The sequence below is a fragment of the Mesorhizobium sp. M0514 genome (assembly GCF_040321145.1).
Taxonomy (GTDB): Bacteria; Pseudomonadota; Alphaproteobacteria; order Rhizobiales; family Rhizobiaceae; genus Mesorhizobium.
The window spans coordinates 25,507-45,983 of the sequence record NZ_JAMYQZ010000051.1; the positions used below are offsets into that span (position 1 = coordinate 25,507).

11 protein-coding genes are annotated in these 20,477 nt (G+C 58.1%); 2 read left to right on the plus strand and 9 right to left on the minus strand.

The features are described from left to right. The first annotated feature begins 39 nt into the window (after positions 1-39). Positions 40-1,257 carry an MFS transporter gene (locus NKI61_RS20560; protein ID WP_352840556.1) on the plus strand — a complete coding sequence of 406 codons (1,218 nt, stop codon included), beginning with the start codon at positions 40-42 and terminating at the stop codon, positions 1,255-1,257. Positions 1,258-1,464: 207 nt separating this feature from the next. On the opposite strand, the gene NKI61_RS20565 is transcribed toward NKI61_RS20560, so the two are convergent. The 4 genes from NKI61_RS20565 to NKI61_RS20580 all read right to left on the minus strand — a co-directional run bounded on the left by NKI61_RS20565 (position 1,465) and on the right by NKI61_RS20580 (position 12,984). Beyond that, positions 1,465-1,893 carry a hypothetical protein gene (locus NKI61_RS20565; RefSeq protein WP_352840557.1) on the minus strand — a complete coding sequence of 143 codons (429 nt, stop codon included), beginning with the start codon at positions 1,891-1,893 and terminating at the stop codon, positions 1,465-1,467. Between the two features lie 704 nt (positions 1,894-2,597). Next, a complete protein-coding gene (locus NKI61_RS20570; RefSeq protein WP_352840559.1) occupies positions 2,598-6,068 on the minus strand; it encodes an ATP-binding protein in 3,471 nt (1,156 codons plus the stop codon). Further along, on the minus strand, positions 6,065-7,324 hold the full coding sequence (locus NKI61_RS20575; protein ID WP_352840560.1) for a metallophosphoesterase family protein: 1,260 nt from the start codon (positions 7,322-7,324) through the stop codon (positions 6,065-6,067). Before NKI61_RS20575 ends, NKI61_RS20570 begins: the two co-directional genes overlap by 4 nt. Before the next feature lie 71 nt (positions 7,325-7,395). Continuing rightward, positions 7,396-12,984: a DUF3320 domain-containing protein gene (locus NKI61_RS20580; protein WP_352840561.1), complete on the minus strand. Its 5,589-nt coding sequence runs from the start codon at positions 12,982-12,984 to the stop codon at positions 7,396-7,398. A 476-nt stretch (positions 12,985-13,460) separates the two neighbouring features. On the opposite strand from NKI61_RS20580, the gene NKI61_RS20585 reads away from it, so the two are divergent. Then, positions 13,461-14,348, plus strand: a complete 888-nt coding sequence (locus NKI61_RS20585; RefSeq protein ID WP_352840562.1) for a thermonuclease family protein — start codon at positions 13,461-13,463, stop codon at positions 14,346-14,348. A 33-nt stretch (positions 14,349-14,381) separates the two neighbouring features. Here NKI61_RS20585 and NKI61_RS20590 read toward each other — a convergent pair whose 3' ends face one another. Genes NKI61_RS20590 through NKI61_RS20610 form a run of 5 tightly spaced genes read right to left on the minus strand, consistent with a single transcriptional unit; the run spans position 14,382 to position 20,190 of the window. Beyond that, positions 14,382-15,536 carry a DUF4236 domain-containing protein gene (locus tag NKI61_RS20590; RefSeq protein WP_352543326.1) on the minus strand — a complete coding sequence of 385 codons (1,155 nt, stop codon included), beginning with the start codon at positions 15,534-15,536 and terminating at the stop codon, positions 14,382-14,384. Between the two features lie 59 nt (positions 15,537-15,595). Continuing rightward, positions 15,596-16,636, minus strand: a complete 1,041-nt coding sequence (locus tag NKI61_RS20595) for an OmpA family protein (protein WP_031198374.1) — start codon at positions 16,634-16,636, stop codon at positions 15,596-15,598. Further along, the gene (locus NKI61_RS20600) at positions 16,633-17,946 is read right to left on the minus strand and encodes a hypothetical protein (RefSeq protein WP_352840563.1); all 1,314 of its coding nucleotides are present in this window, start codon (positions 17,944-17,946) and stop codon (positions 16,633-16,635) included. Before NKI61_RS20600 ends, NKI61_RS20595 begins: the two co-directional genes overlap by 4 nt. Continuing rightward, the gene (locus tag NKI61_RS20605; RefSeq protein WP_023687338.1) at positions 17,946-18,764 is read right to left on the minus strand and encodes a hypothetical protein; all 819 of its coding nucleotides are present in this window, start codon (positions 18,762-18,764) and stop codon (positions 17,946-17,948) included. The genes NKI61_RS20600 and NKI61_RS20605 overlap by 1 nt, the downstream gene beginning before the upstream one ends. Continuing rightward, complete coding sequence (locus tag NKI61_RS20610; protein ID WP_352840566.1) at positions 18,757-20,190, minus strand: hypothetical protein; 1,434 nt, start codon at positions 20,188-20,190, stop codon at positions 18,757-18,759. The genes NKI61_RS20605 and NKI61_RS20610 overlap by 8 nt, the downstream gene beginning before the upstream one ends. Between the last annotated feature and the right edge of the window lie 287 nt (positions 20,191-20,477).

The following is a 20,477-nucleotide window of genomic DNA, read 5'->3' on the forward strand; positions in this document are numbered from 1 at the left end:
AACATCACGTTGCATTGCATCAAAGTGGAGACTTCGTTCATGACCCGATCCGCAACAGGCGTCATGAACGCTGTTCTGCACGACCCAGAAAAGCCCGTCCCACCGTCTGGTCCCGCATGGGGTGCCATCATTTCGCTTTCCTTGGGCACCTTCGGGCTGGTCACGGCAGAGTTTCTGCCTGTCAGCCTGCTCACGCCCCTCGCGCATGATCTCGGTATCAGCGAGGGAGCGGCTGGACAGGCGATGACGGCGACAGCTATCGTCGGGGCGATCTCGGCGCCGACGGTGGCCATCATCACAAAGCGCCTGGACCGCAGGACCGTCATGTGGACCATGACGCTGCTGCTGATCCTGTCGGACGTTCTGGCGGCCGGCGCGTGGTCGCTGGCGGTTCTCCTGACTGCACGGGTCGTGCTCGGCATAGCGCTCGGAGGCTTCTGGTCGATGTCGGCAGCACTGGCGATTCGGCTCGTTCCAAGCCACCTCCTGCCTCGCGCTATGTCGATCATCCTCACCGGCGTTTCCGTAGCTACCGTCTGCGCAGCTCCAATCGGCGCTTATGTCGGCGATATCTGGGGATGGCGAAGCGCCTTCATGCTCGCCGCAGCCGGCGGCGTCGCTACACTGCTCGTGCAGCTCATGACCATTCCGAGACTGCCTCCGATTGGAGTGACTAGCGTCCGCAGCCTGCTGGATGTGGCAAAGATTCCGATGGTCAAGGTTGCGCTTTTTGTCATCCTGCTGGTCGCTTCCGGCCACTTCGCCGGAATCACCTATATCCGCGCCTTCCTCGAAAAGATTCCCGCGCTTGACGTTGAGACGATCTCGCTTGTGTTGCTTGCTTTTGGCATCGGCGGATTCTTCGGCAATTTGGCCGGCGGGCTTCTGGCCGAGTACAGTCTCAAGGCAGTCGCGGCCCTTGCACCGCTGCTCATAGGGATAGCGGCTGTTTCGCTACTGACGGCGGGAGCATCGGCCTTCGCCTCGGGGATTGCGGTTGGCGCGTGGGGCTTTGCCTTCGGCGCGGTGCCGGTGGGATTACAGACGTGGATGGTGCGGCGGGCCGTTCCCGAGCAGGCCGAAAGCGCTGGTGTGCTGATGGTCGTAGCATTCCAAGTGGCAATCGCAGCCGGCGCGATTTTCGGCGGGCTATTGGTGGAGAATGCGGGGATCGCCAGCGCCATTGCCTACAGTGCTGTTGCCACGTTCGTCGCTGCCCTCATAGTTTTCCTGCTCGGCCCGAAGCGCGGAACCTAGACCGCCTGACAGGAGAGATCTCAGCAGCGCAGCGGGACTAGAGGTCCAATCGCATGCACGGCGCGGCGCTATCCTCCGCTTGCATGGACCTGCGGAAGCGCTTCGCCGGCTTCACCTCCGAGCATGGCGACAGACACCGGCATCTGCCGCACCGTTAACGGCAACGTACAGCGACCTTAGAGGCTCGCGCGGAAGAAAACCACTTCGTCACAGCTCTGCGCGCCGGCGAGTAAGGACTGATTGCACGATTGCGAAGCATGAGGGACCACTACTACCGACTTGAGCATCGTTTGGAGGACTGCGATATCCCACATGAGAGATTGGGTCGGCACCGAAAGCAGCAATGCGGATCCATCGACCCTGAGCTTTAGCCTCCGGACGTTCGGCGCTTGCTTGCCGATCAACCAGCGCCGTCGGGCCAGCGGATCTCGTTTCCGCCGGTTCCAATGGCCAGGCCAGGCCAAAGCCGTTGACAAACGGCAGACTTAGATCGTTCTTGCTCGTCACCTTCGCACCGACGAGAATTACCTGTCGGCCAGTCCACCGCTGATGCTGGCGGTAGTCGAGCAACTGGCCAATCACGGCGCGAATCGCGAAGCGCATCGTAGCCGCATCAGCAGGCTTGATCTCGACCATCACTTCCGGATTGCGTCAACCGCAACCGAAGGTCGTCGCGAAAACAAGCGGGAAGATCTGTCATGCTGAGGATGGACATTGATCTCGTACTTCCGCACATACCGTTTGTAGACGTCGGACGCTGCCGCTCCAGCCGGTCGGCCACGACTTCGATCATGAATGGGCGATGCCCCGACGGGAGCGACTGGCTCGCCTTCGATAATGCCTTTACTCTCTTGACGAATGCTCTGGCGGATCGATCTGTCGTATCGTTCGCACCACCAGCTTGCCTGGCCACTCCACCCTTTGACACGGTGCCTATCCCTCCGGGCAGCACGAATGCATTTTCGGCGAGCGTCCTAGCCCTGAACGACCTGATCTTATCCTTGTAGTGCTGGGCGGGTTACGCCCCTTGAACTGAACCCATATTCTGGGCGCACCTGCCGATCCAATTCGCCCTTAATCGTCTCGAACCGCTGTAAACGTACCCGTCATTGGTTGCAACAAAGTTGCATTCTTCGGCGCAATAACCCTGCTTACTCGAAACGGCCCGCCACCGAGAGGCGGGTCATCCGCGCTCCGCCCGGCGTAGTCGTTCATCCACGCAACATTAAACAAAATAGGCATTTCTCAGCCTCTATGGACGTCATGACGGATTCGATCGAAGGTTCCTATGTCAGACGAGTTGGTTAGTTGAACCGTTTTGACGCGAATTCTAATCGAGCCTAATCCAGCTGGTGAATGGTAGATTGTGGCACAACAGCCTTGGCGATTTCACATAGGTGCTTGTGGTGCGTGAGATAGATGACCTGACCTGTGTTCGCCATCTCCCCAAACAATCTGAAAACCTCCTCCGAGCGAATATGGTCGAAGGTTTCCATGATGTCGTCGGCGATGAAGGGAACCGAAGGCCGGAATTGCGCAAACTCGTAATAACCGGCGAGTCTCAGGGCAAGGTACACCTGAAAGCGCGCGCCCTTTGAAAGCGCATCGGTGACCTTGGATTGCCCGTCACCCTGCACCGCGATGAGAACCTCACCACCTTTTACAGGCTGGGTTGTCAGCCCCGAATACTGGCCACGCGTCATTAGCTTGAACGCGTCTGATGCGCGCGCCATCATCCCGGAGCGGTGGCTCTCACGGTAGAGCCGCAAAGCATTTCCGGCCGACATAATGCCAAGCTTCAGTTCGATATAACGGGTGGCCTTCTCCTCGATTTCCAACAGGGTCGTGCGCCGTTCGGCATCCAGGCGTGCAACCGCACTATCACCGCCGATGGCGTCCAGCTTGTCGGCCGCGCGCGTCTGCCGGATCAGCTGTTGCTGGATGGTTTCATCGAACTGGCGAAGCCGCTGCTCGCCCTCAGCCTTCTCGACCGCGAGGCTGTCGAAATCGATCGCGTCCAGGATCGAGCGTGCCTGGTCGAATCCATCGACTGCGAGTTCCGCCACTACCCTTTCCTCAAGTTCGGCGACGGTAGTGCGCAAGCCGTCGCGCTCACGCAGCAGCTCGTCGCGTTCGACTACCTCGGACAGAGTGGCGACGCCAAAGACGCCCAGCACTTCATTCTTGCGCCGTTCGTGTGCCGAAATCTCGGTGTCGAGGATTTCGCGCGCCTCCTTGAGACGCTTCAGCTCGTTGCCGAGGCTTGCCTTCGTTTCACGTGTCCGCTCGGCACGCTCCAGGCGCTCGGCAAGGCGGGTGGCCAACTGCTCCGGCTCGCCATCCTTCGTCGGCTCGTCGGCTTCGACCGCAACGGCGATGACCTCGACCAGAAAATTGGCCCTGTCGGCCTCCATCTTGTCGATACGCAGCTGCAGATCCTCCCGTTCCTGCAGGCTTCTTGACAGTTCGGCCAATTGATCGAGCACAGCGCCAACGCCTGACGCGGACAGACCGCTTTCGAGCCACGTTCCCTTTAGCGCTTCGGTAATGCCGGCCAGCCATTCCTCCTCGCGACGCTCCGCCACCCCTACCGCAACCCGTCGGGCAGCTAGATCCTCTTCTTTGGAACTCACCATTCTGAGCGCCTCGGCATACTCGGCGTCCACCTTGCGCTGCCGGTCCAGAAACAGCTCCGCGATGGCCATGATTGCTTCGAGGGTGTCGCCGGGCTCTGATACTATGCCGACGCTTTCCAGCGCCGCTCTCATTTCCAAGTGTATCTGCTCGCCGGCGTCAGCGGCTCGCTCGGCTTTCAAGCGAGCAAGTTCGATCTGCTCCCAGGCAGCGAGCGCATCGCTGCGCGCCTCGATCTGATCCTCGATCCTTTCGATCAGGCGCTCAGACGAAGGTTCCAGGGCTTCTCCGAGGAGGTCGCTGGCGGCCACACGGATTTCCAACAATTGGGTATCCGCATCCTTGACGAGCTGTTGGCTTTGGATGCCGTTTCGTGACAGGTTGGCCGTGGCCTCGGCCAGGGCACGCGTCATTGCCCGGATCTCGGCCAGATCCGCCGCGCCGGCCAGCCGGCCTGCGCTGGCAACGTCATCGCGCGTCAGTGCCACGGCGAAATCGTCAGCGGTGTCACCAGTCAACACTGCGCGGTGCGTTGCCCACGCATCATCGCGGAGACGGCGGATGGCGGCAGCCGCTTCATCGTCGACAACGTCGACCGAGGCTCGAAGGGCATCCAATCGTGCGGCGAGCATTGCATGGTTGCCCTCGTATTCGGCGAGGCGTTCGGCAAGTACCGCGGTGTTCCTTGCCAGTACTGACGCTACTGTCTTCCAGGCGGCAATCTGCCCGGCGCTCGGAACCGCAACGTTGGCGAGAGCGAGGGCATCTCCGTTCCATGGACGCAAGCGAGCCAGCGATGCCTTCCATCGGATTGTTCCCGCATCTCCTGCCTCGCGAGCCGTCTTGATCTCTGCCTTGTGTCCGCTTGCTCGCGCTTTCGACAAAGCCGAGCCCAGCCTTGCCCTGGCGGGTTCGGGCACCGCCCTTTCCTCGCCGACCCGCTGCCTTGCCACCTGCAACGCATCGAGTGCTGCCGCCGCCTCGTCGCGGGCGGCGCGCGCCCCCGTAGCAATACCGGACCTCTGCTCGACCATAGCGCGAACGACGCCAACTGTGACGGCAGGCAGAAGCAGTGCGGCAGGATCCGGCTCGGAAGACCGGCCCAACGCGGCAAGGCAGCTTGCCACGGTGTTGTTGAGGATTTGCAGCCCCATCCTGCGAGTGGGCAAGTCAAAGCCAGCCGCGGTATGGCGCACCTTGCCCTCCGCCAGGCTGCGAATGCGTTCGGAAATCGACAGGATCCGTTCGTCCTCGTCGACCGCAGTGACTTTTGCCGACAGCCGCTCGACCTCATCGATGTTTGCGGACAATCGCGTTCTGAGGCTGGCATCGTCATCGATGAGTTCGGTGACACTTCCCGTCCATGTCCGGGCTGGGGAGGTGATGTCCGGCAGCTGATCCAGCCGGGCAATCTTGCGGCGCATATCCGCCAGCATCGGCGCAGCACGTACGTAACGAGCAATGGTATCCAGCCTGGCCACCAGCACCGCCCGATCGCTGATGGTTCGGCCGTACTGCTGCGATGCATCGAGACGTTCGGCCTCCAGCCCCTCATAGGTCGATGCAAGTGTGTCGATCGCATCCCTGCGCGACTTCACGTCAACAAGGCGCTTCTTCAGCAGCGCCAGTTCGGTGCCATGCGCCTGCTTCCGATACAGCGCGTCTGCTTCGGCCTCGAGGGCGTTCAACGTATCGCTTGCGTTCCCAAGACCGGCGCTGGCCGTGAAGAGGAGCTTGCCGAGGTCGCCCCGCGACTCCAGGATCGATTTTCCGCCGGCTTCCAGCGTCTCGTCATCGAGTGAAAACATAGTCGTGTAAGCGTCACGCGACAGTCCGGCGAGATGCGCCGTGATCGCCACCTCGCTCACCGATTGGCCCGTCGCGTTCAATAGCGAATTAGTACGCTGTTTCGTACGCGTGAACGTGTGCTCGGAGCCGGCCAGTTCCAGCACCCCACCGATGCGCATGGCGCTGTACTCATGCAGGAAGTTGTAGCGGCTCCGTTCCTCGATGCCGAACAGCAAATCTAGATAGGCGGAAAGCGCTGTCGATTTGCCGGCCTCATTCAGGCCAAACACGATATGCAGATCAGGTCCGGATTCCGGTTTGGGTCCGAAGTCGATCGTACCATCGGTGAACTTTCCATAGCGAATGAGGTCAAGGCGCTGCAGCCTCATGACGCTCCACCGGACTTAAGGCGGGAAGTCACCAAGTCTGCGCCCTTGGAAAGCACCTGATCGAGGAACCGTTCCAGCCCGGCTTCGTCCTTCCCAGCAAAATCCCGTCCGTCGGCCGGAAGGTCGGCGACCATCCTTTGGACGAACGCCCTCGCCTCGGCGCGGAAGGCATCCGAGGTGGCATCGGCGCGCATGGATTGCTCGAGTTCGAAAATCGGATCAGCAATATCCTCGGCCGTCTCCGCCCGAGGTGGCGCGAGGTCAAGCTCGAGCTTCTCCACCCACGTGTGGCCTAGCTGTTCCGCAGCCTGTTCGGCTTCGGCAAGAAGGAGATCTCTGTCGCGGATCAGCGCCCATAACAATGGTGATGTTCCTGTTAGGCCAACGCGGGCCACAGCATGACGCGACCGGACGGCGGCCCGCATCTCTTCGAGTGCGTTTCGAACACGCGCGACGGCCTCGGACCACTCCACTGCTCCCGTAAGGTCGACGCTGACCCTTTCGAACTGCGCAACGCTGGTCAGCCTTTCCTCGATCTCCACCGAACGGTCGTCTCGCACCGTCACAAGGGTGACTGATTTCTCGCCGGCCTCGTTGATATCCCTCCCCTGCGGTATTCCCGGCATCACCACCGTGCTTGCGCCGGAATGGACTTGGCGAAGATGAATGTGGCCAAGCCCCCAATAGTCGAAACCGTGGGCGTGCAGGTCAGCGATGCTGCAGGGCGCGTAAACGTCGTGACCGGGCGATCCGGCCAGACTGGTATGCATGATGCCAATATTGACGGCTCCTTCGCGAGCAGCCGGATATTTGGGCAGCAGGCTGTCCGGCGCCTTAGGGTTCGCAAAGCTCAAACCATGGAAAACGACGTCCACACCGCCGGCTGTCTGCAATACCGACTGAGCACGACCGCCAAAAATGGTCACGGTGTCAGGAAACACCAGCTGTTTGGAAATCCGCGACAGGGCGTCGTGATTGCCGCGGATCTTGAAAACCCTGATGCCGGCCTGGTGCAGGCGTGTCATCTGCGCTGCCAGGAACCGCGCCGTCTTCATCGAGGTTTGCTCACCATCGTATAGGTCGCCGGCTATTACCAACGCATCCACGCGTTCCTCTAGGCAGAGATCCACTATCGAAACGAATGCCTGGCGGCTGGCGTCGCCCACGAGCCCGGCAAGATCGGGATTACGCATCGCGAGCGAACGCAGCGGCGAGTCGAGATGAATATCGGCCGTGTGTACGAATCGAAATGCCATTCGGCCTCCGCCAGCAAAAGAGGTGTTCCGAGCTTCAACAGAGATTGCAACGAGGGCTCTACAATGCCCGGTCACACTTCAGCTAATGCCTCGCTCGCGGACTCGCCGGCCACCAACAAACCGTCTTGGGGCCGCAGCAAGCCCTTGACAATCAAATCGGCGACCCCAGCTGAAATCAACTGCCGCAATTGTGCACTTGTGGCTTTGAAGCCCAGCATTCTCGCAACGGTTATTGCGATTTCTTCCTCCGTCGCACCGAGGTTGGATTTCACGACTTCCATGGCGCCTTGGGCGACTTCGTCCTGCGCAATCATTTCGGGCTTGCGCAATCCAGCGGACACGACGCCGCTGCGATCCCTGAGACGAACAGGAGCACCTGGCTTGAAGCAGAAGCTGCCTCGACGGGCTACTGCACCACCTCTCTGCGCTAGGCCTACCCCTCGCTCGATTGCATCCTGAATCCTGCCACCGGCCCGCTGCAGACCCCACGCGCCCCGAATACGCGAAACTATTTCGTCGACATGGATTGGTGTTTCTATAGCCACCACCTGCTCGACCAGTCCGGCCATGATTCCGCTGGGCGTCTCGTGGAGTTCGAACGATCCCGGTCGGTTTAGTTCGGCCTCTTCGTAGGCTCGATTGGGTATCTCGGATCCCTTTGTGCTTTCGAGACCGATTTCCGTCACGTTGCCTCTGTCGACCGTAACAACCTGCACGGCTACAGCACGATTTCTCTGGACCCCCAATTCGGCCCGCTCATCGAGCTCTTTTCTCGCAGCCTCAATCGCTAATATGGTTCGCTCCAGCTGCTCGCGTGGCCTCTGAAACCAGTCAGCGTTCCAGATGCGATGGATTATCCAACCATGGTCTTCCAGAACAGACTGCCGTAGCCGGTCTCGATCTCGGGCCGAGCGCGATGAATGATATTCTGCGCCATCACATTCGATGCCAAGAATATAGCGGCCTGGCCTCTCCGGATCAGCAACCGCGAGATCGATGAAGAAGCCTGCAATGCCAACCTGAGCATGAACCTGGTAACCCTTTCCGATCAGCGCGTTGGCTACCTGCTCTTCAAAGATTGAATCCATTTCGCGAACCGTGGCCTGGGCAAGCGAAATTCGCCCTGTTCTCGCGTAGTGCAAGAAGAGCTTGAAGGCGAAGATGCCTTTCCCTTTGCCACGCTCCAGGTCGATGTCCTCGTCTGTGATGGACGCGAATACTTCGCAGCTGCGCTTGGCGCGGCTTATGAGGACGTTGAGCCGACGCTCGCCGCCTTCCGCACCAAGAGGGCCGAAACGCATGGCCATGTACCCCTGCGCATTCTTGGCATACCCCACTGAGATCATGATCACGTCGCGCTCATCGCCTTGAACATTTTCAAGGCTCTTGACGAAGAATGGCTCGCTGGGGTGCGCGTGAAAGAACTCCTCCGTATCGGGATTTAGTCGCCGCAGCCCTTCGAGTTCATCCTGGATCGCGCGGCGTTGGCTAACCGAAAATGTTGCAACGCCTAGAGTCTCTCGCGGGTTCACCTTCGCATGACGTATGATCGCTTCGGCTACTGCTCTCGCCTCTACCGGATTGGTTCCTGTGCCACCGGAATCGAAGACCCCCTCTGGCACATGATGAAACCGCAACCCCATGCCTGCCTCTTGGGTATAGGGGCTTGGCACGATGAAAAGCCGGTTCTCGTAGAACTGGCTGTTCGATACGGCGATCAGAGATTGGTGACGGCTACGGTAGTGCCAGCGGAGCATACGCTGCGGCAAGCCGCGGGCCGTGAACAGGCCGAGGATGCTTTCGATGTCGGCGACCTGCGCGCCCTCACCCTCGTCATCTTCAGACTGCGAGCCTGTCACCTTGGCGAAGAATGTCGTGGGTGGCAGTTGGCGTTCGTCGCCAACAACGACCACCTGATTGGCCCTAGCGATCGAGCCGAGCGCGTCCACAGGCTGTATCTGAGACGCCTCGTCCATCACAAGAAGATCGAAGGACATCCTGCCGGGCGACAGGAATTGGGCCACCGAAAGCGGGCTCATCATGAACACTGGCTTGAGTGCCTGGATGGCAGGCCCTGCCTTCTGCATCAACTGCCGGATAGGCATGTGGCCCCGTCTGCGCGCCATCTCAGAACGAAGCAGTCCGACTGGTCCAGCTCCGCCGTCTCTTGAAGGGATTTTTCGGTGATGAGCCGTCACAACTTCGATGGCACCGGCCTTGATCCTCTGTCGGTCCAGATCCGCGAAGTCACGTACAGCCCTGGAATGCAATTCCCCGTCGAACCTTGCCAGCTCCGGCTCATCGGTCGCCATCGCTAGAAACATTCGTTCGTAGTAGGCCATATCGAAGACTGATCGCGCCGATCCTGTTGTAATCTGGCCGTCGGCCAGGCCGTCTATCAACTGTCCCAGTCCAGCCTTTCGGGCTGTTTCGGATCGCTCTCCATAGGCAACCCATTTTGAGAGCTGTTCCTGATGATCAAGCCACCCCTCCAGTCGAGAAACAACCTCGACTATCGCGACGTCTGGAAAATCGTCTACTCCAAACAAGGAGGGAGCATCGGCTTTCAAATCCCCTGCAAGCGCCTTCAATTCCCGCGCTGCCGCTTGGGCCGCTTCACGCGCTGAACGCGCCAAGTTTGCGATCTCTTTTCTTTCAGGCAACCGCGCAGCCAAATGCCGGATTGAGCCATTTTCTCTCAGCCAAAGTTCGGCTTGCGCGAGAGCGGCCCAATCGGATCCTCGACCGAGCCACGACGAGCCGAATGCGAACTTGCCAAGGCTTTCCCCGTCCTCGATTTCTTGATCAAGCGCTTGTAGTCTGCCTAGTCGGCGTAGTATCTCCACCCGCTCACTGATCAGATCTGGAACGTCAGTCAGAACCTGTCGTGACGCGTCATCGGCTTGAGCTACAGTGCTTGCCTTCGCTTCCATCATTTGCAGCGAGGCCCGCTCGGCGGAAGCCACGTCACCTTGCAGGGATGACGCAAGGTGGCCTAAATCGTTCCAAAACCCCTCGATAATCGGCTGACCGATATCGATCACCTTACGAACTCGGACCGCACGCGCGCCCGCTTCAGAGCGCTCCGCCATCCGCCCGGCTATAATTCGCGGTTCCGAGCCAAGTCCCCTCAGCGTGCGCATCCACTCCACTAAGGCCTGGAGTGGTGCCGAAGACGATCTCTCACCGCGCCAATCGGCTCCGAAGGCGGAACCGCCAAAGGCGTCGCCTTCGCGCACTTTTGCTGCGGCCGCCTGGCCCTTCATTAGAATGTCGAGGAGACCCACTATCTCCGCCGCAGGCGCGCTAGGGGCCACCAAAATAGTCCGCACAAGTGCAGTGGCACGACGGTAGTCGCCATTCAATGCTTTCAATATTCCCGTGTGCTCGGCGAGCGCTTGCCGCGCCGCGGCCACGTTGGTACTCCACGCGGCATCAACAACTTTGCCCTGAAGCTCGGCTCTAGCAGTCTCTAGCTTTGCTACGCTGTCGGCAAGGTCACCAGCCTGTTCCAGCCCGGAGTCCCAAACTGTGGCTGCGAATGCCTCAGGGCTCGCATCGGGGGCTGCCGCAACTCTCTCGCCGGTCATCACTAACCTGAGGAGTCCTGCAAGCGTGTCCGGTAAAACCGTAGACCCCAGTTCTTGATTGAGCCGCTCAGCTTCTTCTCTTAAGCGTGGGAGCAACACGGTTAGCTGGCGCGCACGAACGAAACCATCTTTCGGAAAGTCTGAAGGAAGCTTAGCAAGCTCTGTCTCGAGACCTTCAATTGGCGTGTCGATAGCCGTCGCCACCAACTGCTCCGACAGTTCCTCGGATTTGCGGTTGAAATCTGTTCCTGTCCAGAGAAGCGATGCAATGTCCTTTGGACGCTCATCCCAAACCGGCGAGACTAGCGCCTCGGCAGGAAGTCCAGGTGCGGACGCGAGAAGCTCAGCGCGATCTTCTACCTCGCCGCTGTCGCTGAGGATTTGCGGAGGCTTCGCCTCGATCCGCTCAGCAATATCGGCCAGTTTGGCGTGCAGAGCCTTTGCTTGATCCAGCGACGACGCAATGCGTGGGACGAGCCTCTCAATGGTCGATGGTAGGACGACATCCAGGCCAACTCCCCGCCATGGGTGGTGGATCGGCAAGCCGATCTCGTTGATCCGCTGAGACACGTCATCGAGAAGTTTGCGACGTTGCGAGACACCGTCATTCGTCCAAGCGGTGGCATCCTCAAGTTCAATATCAACTGTCTTTTGCCCGTTCTGCCTTAGTCGGGTTAGCTGGCCAAGAACCTGGTATGGAGTGAGTTCGGACGTTCCAAATGGAACATGCATCCTTGTAGCATGTGCATTGAGTTTATCCCTAGCCTCCAGCAGGCGTTCAGTAAGGGAAGAAGCAAGCTGTCCGCGAGGCGATCCGAGTTGCCAGGTGCGCCGCAACTCCTCCAGCATCATGCGCTTGTTTGCCTTGTTGCTATGGAGCTCAAGGCAGGCGTCCCCCACCCCCGCAGTGTCAAGCCGTCGCTTTACGACCTCAAGTGCGGCCATTTTTTCCGCAACGAACAACACGGTCTTTCCATCGGCAACGGCCGACCCGATAATGTTTGCGATCGTCTGCGATTTTCCTGTCCCGGGAGGACCTTGGATAACGAGGTCGCGACCCTTTCTTGCATCATGGATCGCCAGCGTCTGAGAACTGTCACTGTCGACGATATGCAACATTTCGGCAGGCGCGATATGCGGATCAATCGCAATGTCGTCCGACATCAGCGGTTCGCGTGTTTCGAAACCATCTGAAAGAAGCGAGCGGATCTTCGGTTGTTCGATAATCTTTGCGCCATCCGGCCAGAGATCCGGATCCAGGTCACGGTACATCAAGAACTTAGCGAACGAGAAGAAGCCGAGCACCATATCATCGGCAAGAACCTGCCAACCCTCTTTGGTCGACACTGCTTCGGCAACGGCTTCGAGATAGGCCGAGACGTCGAAGTCGTCTCCTACTTCAAAACGCGGCAGGGCGAGCTTGTGAATGCGGTCGAGATAGAGTTCCAAGGAGAGGTTTGCGGTAAGATCTTCCGTACGAGCTCGCAGCCGAAACTTTTCTCCAGCGGCCCCTCGCTCCAGCCGTACCGGGACCAAAATGAGAGGAGCCTGACGGATGTTTTCTTTGTTGCTCGGGTCAATCCACTTCAGCATGCCAAGGGCCAGAAAGAGGATATTGACGCCCTGCTCTTCCTCAAGTGTGCGGGCATCGTGGTAGAGATCAAGGAGCCGGCGCTGCAGCCCCGTTGGGGTCATCCTCGTCTGAAGCTTGGTGTCAGAATGTCGCGCAGATACCCCTCTGTCGTCGAATCCTTCGTCCTCAGGCTGAGCAAGAGCAACGGGGGAATAGTCGATTTCCTCGTCTGGAGGGCTGCTTTCAACCTGGCCTGCCTTCGGCCGATCCGGCTTGCCGGCCAGGAAGGTAAAAGCCTTTCCTTCGCTCACCAGCAATCGATAGATCTCAGACGACCTCTCGTCGACAATATCGATCGTCTTCGCGCTCTTTGAAAACCGTGGCACATTCAAAAGTCGGTTGCGAGCAGAAAGGTCGAGCAATTCCATCCTGGCTCGCTCGAGCTTTTCCTTTAAAGGCAGATCGCTTTGGAAGACCGATTTTTCAACTTCCGACACTCACACCCCCCTGATAGGCTGGACACATAGAGCCTAGACAAGGGCTGTCCGCAACATAAAATGCTGGTTTTTCAACCTCGAATGGCTGCCACCAACACTTCAATCGTTTAGTATTGTGAGCACTGCGGCTTGGTGGAAAAATTGCGGATGTTTGTTTAATGTTCCGGACACTTCGCATCCCCACCTTGATCTCGAGGTTCCCTTTCAGACAAAATGCCATCATACGTGTGGACGAGGTGTTGGCAGCTCTGGCATCCGCCTCGCCGGCCACGACCAACTGGCGCACAAGCCGACTTCTTTTTGAATCGGCCTCCTAATTTCATTCCGAGAAAACTTGTAGGCTCCAGCGCGGAAAGATGGTCGTGTTTACGGAAAAGGTAACTACAAAGTCGTGACTTCGGGCTGATCTGCGAAGGCACCATGGTGTTCAAAGCGCCGAACTACAAGGCAAACCAGAGCCAGCGAAAAAGGCGCCTATGAATGGTGCAGAGGCACGTTACAAATCATGCAGCTTGCGTTTCGCAAAGGATCGGAAATTGAATAACAATCGCTATTCTCATCGTCGCCGCGCGCGACCAAGGCGCGGCGCTGAACCAATCGTCCGCAGACGTTTCTCTCCAGATGTGCGCTTGCCTCTGATCCTGGTGATCGTGGTGGCCTTGGCTGCTTACGCGACCCACTATTTTACAGGCTCGGGTGACCAGTTACGTGGTCTCGATATAGCAAACTCGGCCGGGTCGAGACGGGCGCCGATAGTAGGCATAGCATCGGTGATTGATGGAGACACGATAGAGATCCACGGGCAGCGCGTCCGCTTCAACGGCATCGATGCACCCGAAAGCCGCCAATACTGCAATGACGCTAGCGCACATCAATACCCCTGCGGGCGCCGGGCGGCCGAAGCATTGGCGAATTTCCTTGCGGCTTCGCAGCCTGTCCAATGCACATTTGTTTCATGGGATCGGTACCGTCGCTTCGTCGGTGATTGTCGGCGCGCGGACGGTGTCAGCGCCGCGTCCTGGATGGTCGAACATGGCCAAGCCTTGGACTGGCCCCGCTATAGCCACGGCGCCTATGCGCAACAGCAAACTAATGCTGAAACCGCAAAGGTTGGAATCTGGAATGGGACGTTTGACAACCCTTGGGATTGGCGCGAACAACATGCCGAATCTGCGAGCCCAACCAAAAGCCCCCTTGGGCTTGTCAGCCGTCGCCAAGTAGCACAGAGCTACTCATGCCAACCTCGCCGCTTGTGCACGCAGATTTCATCTTGCGAAGAAGCACGTTGGTATCTCGCCAACTGCTCATGGGGGAGCAAGTTGGATCGAGATAGCGACGGGATTCCGTGCGAAGGCGTTTGCTGACCTGGGCTCACGCTTTGAGCCCATCCCCAACCATCACTCCCTAGTGTGCGCATTTAGCGTTATGAATTGGCGGTCGGAGCTTCGATGCAATTGCGCGAGTGCCGATAGAGCCTGGCAAAAGGGCTGGCTGACGTTTGTCTTGGAAAATTCCACCAGCTCGTTAAGTCCGGACGGGCTAGAAAACCGCAACGCTTCGTAGCGGCATACAGGGATCTGCCGATTGTCTTTGAAGCGCTTGTCAGGCCCGCCGTTTTTGTTTGGGTGAGCCCAGGTGTAGCTCACGATCTCCGCATCAGATGGAACTTTGCCGGTCTCGATAAAATTACTCGGGGCGAATTGGGTCTGCAGATCGGCATATCCGACTGCGCCGTATCGGTTTCCGTCCTTCACCAGCACTAGGTCAGGCATGAAGAAGAGCACCTGCCGACCCACATGGATTGAAGGAGGAGTAACGTTGCTGCGTACAACCTTCGGCAAGGAGCTTGTAAGTGTCGTGGGCTTTTTGTCGACCAGCATGCTGGCCCCGGCATTTCGCTTCCAAGCAGTCAGATCCTCTATCTTGCCGCCGGCAGCGACATGCCATCTCCCTGCGCAGCCGGTGAGAGTTTCGAACGCGCCGACAAGTCGCCCGTAGGCGGCCTCCGCGTCTTTTTCCAGATCGTAATAGAGCACGCTCACCCGGCGGTAACTGTCAAACCATTTGCCAATGAGCATACCCGGCACAAAGGCACCGATGCCCAGCACCGGTGCGGCACCTCCGAGCTTGGTCCCCACAAGGAAACCTGCAAGCCCGAACAAAACCGCGAGTGCTACGGACAGCCGCGTCTGCGATTGCCTGGCATTGATTTCATCGAGCACATTGGCGAATGTCTCGTCACGCATTTCCACTACATCGCGGGACTCGATTTCTCTCATCACGACGCCGTCAGAGACGTATTCCGGGCGCGAGGATTGTGGACGGGGTTGCGGCGCAGATGGGGTCTGAGAGAGCTGAACTACCTTCTTCGCGCTGGCCTTGCCTAAAGTGCCACGATAGTAGAGCCCACCCACGCCGGCGTGGATGTAGTGACCTCTTGGCCCAGTGCCGATGCGGAGGCCCTTCACTCCAACGGAAGCGCCAACCCCACCGGACGAAAAGTTAAAGCGGAATGGTCCCGCACTGATCGATTTTCGAACGTAAAACCCCATAGCCCAATCCCCCCAACTCAACTGCCGTACCGACTAAGGCGCCAGTCTCTCGTCCCCATTCATGGCTTGGCGCCACCAACCGGCGCCAATTTTGATCGCTGCCTCACCCTAATCTCGATGCGCCTTCGAGCCCGTACATCGCCAATCTGCGCTCCGTCGGTGAGATGATCGCCGGGCAGGATGAGCTGACCACCAGACATCGGCAAAATCGTAAACCCCTTTAATGCGGGCATGTCACTGAGCACACTTGTAACTGAAATCGCGCGGGCCAGCCCAAGACCGGCATTGTCGGCGGGATGGAGTGAGCCGATTTCCACTTTCCCTGACAGGACCGGTTGGAGCCCCTTGTCCATGTTGGAGGATTCGCCCGCCATTGCCTGTTCGTCCGTGTGTCCAATTACCTCAATCACGTCGACACCGTACGAGGTCGCAGTCCCGGCGATGGTCTTCGCAAGATCGCGCAACTTTGTTTTAAAGGCATTCGAAAGCTCTGCGCTTCCGGTATCGAAATTATAGCCATCCAGTTCGCTGAGACTGATGATCGGCGGCCAATCGTGAGGTTTTGCTGCTTGCGTCGGCTCTGCAGCCTCCTTGAGCACATCAGCCAGATCCTGCAGCCCTTTGTCGGTGCCGGCGTAACCAAATTCTCTCAAGACCTTCGCCGCATCTATCATGGCCTTGGTCTGATCAATGCTTATGTCGTTGTCCGCAAGGACTTTCGCGACAGGGGCATTTCGCACGACCTCCTCCAGAGAAATACCTGCTTCCTTGACCGACTTAACAGCATCCTTGGCCAGGACCAGCTCGCGCCATTGTTCGTCGGGAACGGTTCCTCCCCTCGTGGGCTGAAACACCGCTTTTATCTGAGCCAGAAGCCGCTTGTTCTCGGCTTCGAGCCTCTGCACGTTTTCCTTATTTGATTGAGTGGCTCGCAGTGCCTCATCGGTCTCTTTCTGCTTTTTCGTGATGATAGCACCGGCTGCTAGCAACAGGCAGAACACCAAAAGCAGCATCGTCTCGGCCATGGTCAGGCCCAGTATCAAACCGCGGCCAAAACCCTTGCGCTCGAAGGCGACCGAAGTCCCGCCAGCGTCACTCACCTGCCCCACCAACTGGTTCGCTTAGGCGGTTCCGTTCGTTCGGCGGGAGGCTCGCTTCCCAGAGTTTGGAAAGCGTCTGGTTGGGGCTCAGGCTCGACCCGAATTGGTGCGCTCTCGACGGTGTCATTTGCGGCCAGATCTGCCAGTGGCTGTTCAATCGCGATAGGAGCGTTGAGAGGGGGAACAGGCCTCGGCGCGTGAAGGGTTCTTCCTGCCAAGGTTGCGACAAGGTCTCCGGTGTCCTTGCTTTGCTTTTGCACCACTGCGGCAAGCGCCTGGGTCAAGCGTTGTTGCGCTTGGACGCTCTCCGCTGTTTGCTCTGCGGCTGCCACAGCCTTTTCCACACCTGCGGCCACTTTAGCCACAGCATCAACGATGCCCGCCATGCGGGCTTGCTGTTCCTGCGAAGCCGTCTCTGTTTTGACAGCATACTGAGCGACCGCGCTGCCAAGAAGTTTCACCATCGGCGCCAGATCGTTCTTAAGGACCTCATCAGGGACGACAACCTTCTCCAACTTGGTGGCTACGCTTTCGGCCTGTTCACCCAGTCTGCCAACTGAAGAGGACATTGAGCTGTTGGCTTTGTCGAGCAGATCGGCTGCCGCCTCGACGCGCTGTGCGATCGACGAGAACTGACTTTCGATCTGCCCAAAATTGTGGCTCAAAGCATTGCTGAGCTTTCCCGAGGCCTCTTGAACTGGTCTGATCGATTCCATCGCGATTTTATCCAGGGCCGATCTTATGTGCTCTCCGTTCCGCTCCGCTTGAACGGCGATTTCGGCAAAACCCTCCTCCAACATCTGATTGCTTACGCGGCGAAAGTCAGCGAATTCCCTGGTTACACTTTCCATCTCGGCTCTTACACGCCGCGTCATATCCGCGAGTTCGTGCCTGACCGTCCGTTCGATGTCGGCAGGATCGCGGCGCATCTGATTGTAAAAGATCCGCAAAGCAATGCCCGTGATCGTCGACGTCACCGCGATACCAAAGTTCCTCACGATTGTGTCGGTGGATCCTTCGGAACCAAACTGAAACAGCGATACGCCGAGACTCGTCAACGTAAACAGGAAACCCATGTAGTAGAGATTGTCGCCTGTTTGCTCATCGTGGAGCCGTAGCTTGCCGGTGAAGACGGACGCGGCAAGATAGATGAGCATCAGGCACACCGGTGCGCTCGCCGCCATTATAGGGTCTACGCCCGACAGCTTGGCTATTGCGATGAACACGCAGCCACCCAGGGTTAGCGTCGCAAAGACGAAAAGGGGCAGGCTCGGAAGTCCTAAGAACGACTCCCCTCGCTTCTTGGCCATTAGTTTAACCCCTCCAACCCTACCAGCTTCTCAAAATCACCATGATGGCTTTGAACCCACCGGGTCCAGAACTCTGCATGTTCGAAAGAGCCAAATGGCTTCTTCGCCCTATCGACGTAGAGTATCGTAAACCCGACGCCATCGAGCGATGTCCCGTAAGTCCTGTCAGCCGCGCTATCAAGGTACTTCTGATAATCGAGACCCGAACGATATTGTGAGTACAGCGCCGTATGTTCGATCATATCTGACGCGACTATTATTCGCTTAGCGGTCTTCTCTTTCGCCAAACTGCTATCGAATAGCGACAGTTTGATTTTCTGAATTCCGGCCATGATCGGAGATTGGCTCGCGGATTCTCCATTGGGAATCTGGTCGGGAAGGTTCGTCAAAGGGTCCTCGAACGCATCTTCCCATTTCTTCTGCCGCCGAGACGGATTGTTCGTCCAGCTGTCGACCGTCGAGCCGTCGCCCGGATTGCATCCATCAAACATCACAGTCAGGTCGCCGGGCCTCGCGCCCAGCGTCAATATCTTGAGATAGCCGCCAGGCTCGACGCGCCCAATGGTCTTGCGGAATTCATTCTTCAGATCCGCCATGGTTATCGGCGAAATCGGGTCGGTGGCGTCGATCAAGACCGCTGTCAGGCTCACAGGTCCGTTCAGTGGGCAATTCGTGCTGATGTCGATTTGGTCCTTCCCGGATCTCGACCACATCCAAACAAAACCGGCCAGCATCACAGCCGACAGCACGGCCAATCCGGCTGCTGCGACAATTGTGCCGCCACTGCCTTTCTTTCTTCTGCGACCCCGCCTAGCCATTCACGCTATCCGGATGAAGCTTGTCGAGATCTCGGTACTGTTCGATCCCGCGCTCGCATTCCAGCCCGATGAGCCGCACCTGAGCGTTGAGTTCTTCCTGCGCGTCACGAATTGAGGCGCCCAGGTCCTTCTCGCTCCATTCATCGTCGGACGATATCAGGGGTTTTATGCGCTCAAGTTTGTAGGGTGTGGCAAAATGTTTTGGCGCTGGCTCTGTGCGGGCCTGGAAATTGGCCTCCCTGTACTTTGAGAGAAGCTGGTTGCAGGCTCGCTCCAGCTGGTCTTGATGCTGCGCAAAGAGCGTCAGCAGCCTCGACCGATGGTCGATGATCGCTCGATGCTCCCTGCGTCTGCTCCCCAGCCGCTTGACGATGTCCTCCACCTTCTCGTTGTGCTCATCGCGCACCTCTTGCAGAGCCTCGATGAGCTCGCTCTTGCGCTCGATGTAGTCTTCCCGGCGAGCCACCAATCTGTTTTCGACACCCGCATAGCCCGGGTATGGGTCGAGAACGAACCAGCCGTCGATAAACGCAAAGATCGAAAACATGAGACCAATGCCGAACAGAAGCCAGGATTTCACGTCCATAAGGCCAGCCGGATTGGCGAGCATGCTGCGCACGACCTCGACGCCGGCTCCGTCCACAAAGGACCCGCTAACCTCGCGGTAATGCGCAAGCGCTAGGTTTATGGTCAATGCCAAGCCGATATAGGCCACTATCGACAGCGCGCCGATCAACTTCACAAAAAGCGATCTGTGAGTCACCAGGCGTGCACAGAATATTGCGAACAGCAGAGCGGCGCCGATGTTCAAAAACGAGAAAGCGGCGGCTTCGAGGAGCCCGCCAAAGAATCCCTGTTCATTTCCCTTTGCGAGGAAATTTCCGTTCATCGCCGTTTCAATGAGGAACAGGAAGATTAGCAGGGACACTCGGAAAACATGGGCCGCTCCGTGTTGAACCCTCACAGCCCGGACAAGCCCGTGCTTCTGTTTGAACCAGTCGTGTTCTTTCTCCGCATCGTTGAGCGATTTGCGCAATCCGTGAAGTTCGTCCAGGCCCACCGCGATCGAGGCCTTGAAATCGGAAACACTGGCGGCGTTCGCCTGACGGATCAGACCAAACTGCTCTTCAAAGTCGAGGCCAGCCAATCGGCCGGAGAGTAGCTGTAGGCTGTCTTCGAGTGTGTGATGTGCGGCCTTCTTTTCGTCCTCGACCCTCTCGATAACTGTGTGCTCTATATCGTCGAAATTCTTGGCCGTTTTCGGGGGCTGGTTAGCCTCGCCTCGCTGCGCTCCACGACCTGCAAGATCCATTTCGCGATCAATTTTCGCGACATCCAAGCTATTGAACAATTGGGTGCTGGCGCGGAAATCGTGATTTGCCTCTAGTAGAGACTCCCGCAGTTTATTTAGCTTTTCGAATTTTATTCCCACAGCACCGCACCCATTTTTGTACCTCTGCCCGCACAAATGGCTTCTATGCACAGTAGAAGCAAAGGGCAACTGCGTCTTCGCAACTTTGCGGTCCACTGCTCACGAGACGATCGTCTGATGTAAAAATGACAACGATAGCTGCCGTGGCAAGCGGACTTGGGCCAATGAATAGGCCAGGCAGCATACTCTTCTCCGCCGGGCTTTGTGGCGAAGGAACTGAAGATCACGCCAATGAGCTGCTAAAAATCGACTCCAGAGGCGTTCGCGCAGTAGCAGAAGCG

Coding starts and splice junctions, on each gene's coding strand:
- NKI61_RS20600 (WP_352840563.1), bottom strand. CDS start 17,946: ATGGCCAAGAAGCGAGGGGAGTCGTTCTTAGGACTTCCGAGCCTGCCC.
- NKI61_RS20605 (WP_023687338.1), bottom strand. CDS start 18,764: ATGGCTAGGCGGGGTCGCAGAAGAAAGAAAGGCAGTGGCGGCACAATT.
- NKI61_RS20575 (WP_352840560.1), bottom strand. CDS start 7,324: ATGGCATTTCGATTCGTACACACGGCCGATATTCATCTCGACTCGCCG.
- NKI61_RS20590 (WP_352543326.1), bottom strand. CDS start 15,536: ATGGGGTTTTACGTTCGAAAATCGATCAGTGCGGGACCATTCCGCTTT.
- NKI61_RS20560 (WP_352840556.1), top strand. CDS start 40: ATGACCCGATCCGCAACAGGCGTCATGAACGCTGTTCTGCACGACCCA.
- NKI61_RS20565 (WP_352840557.1), bottom strand. CDS start 1,893: ATGGTCGAGATCAAGCCTGCTGATGCGGCTACGATGCGCTTCGCGATT.
- NKI61_RS20570 (WP_352840559.1), bottom strand. CDS start 6,068: ATGAGGCTGCAGCGCCTTGACCTCATTCGCTATGGAAAGTTCACCGAT.
- NKI61_RS20585 (WP_352840562.1), top strand. CDS start 13,461: ATGAATGGTGCAGAGGCACGTTACAAATCATGCAGCTTGCGTTTCGCA.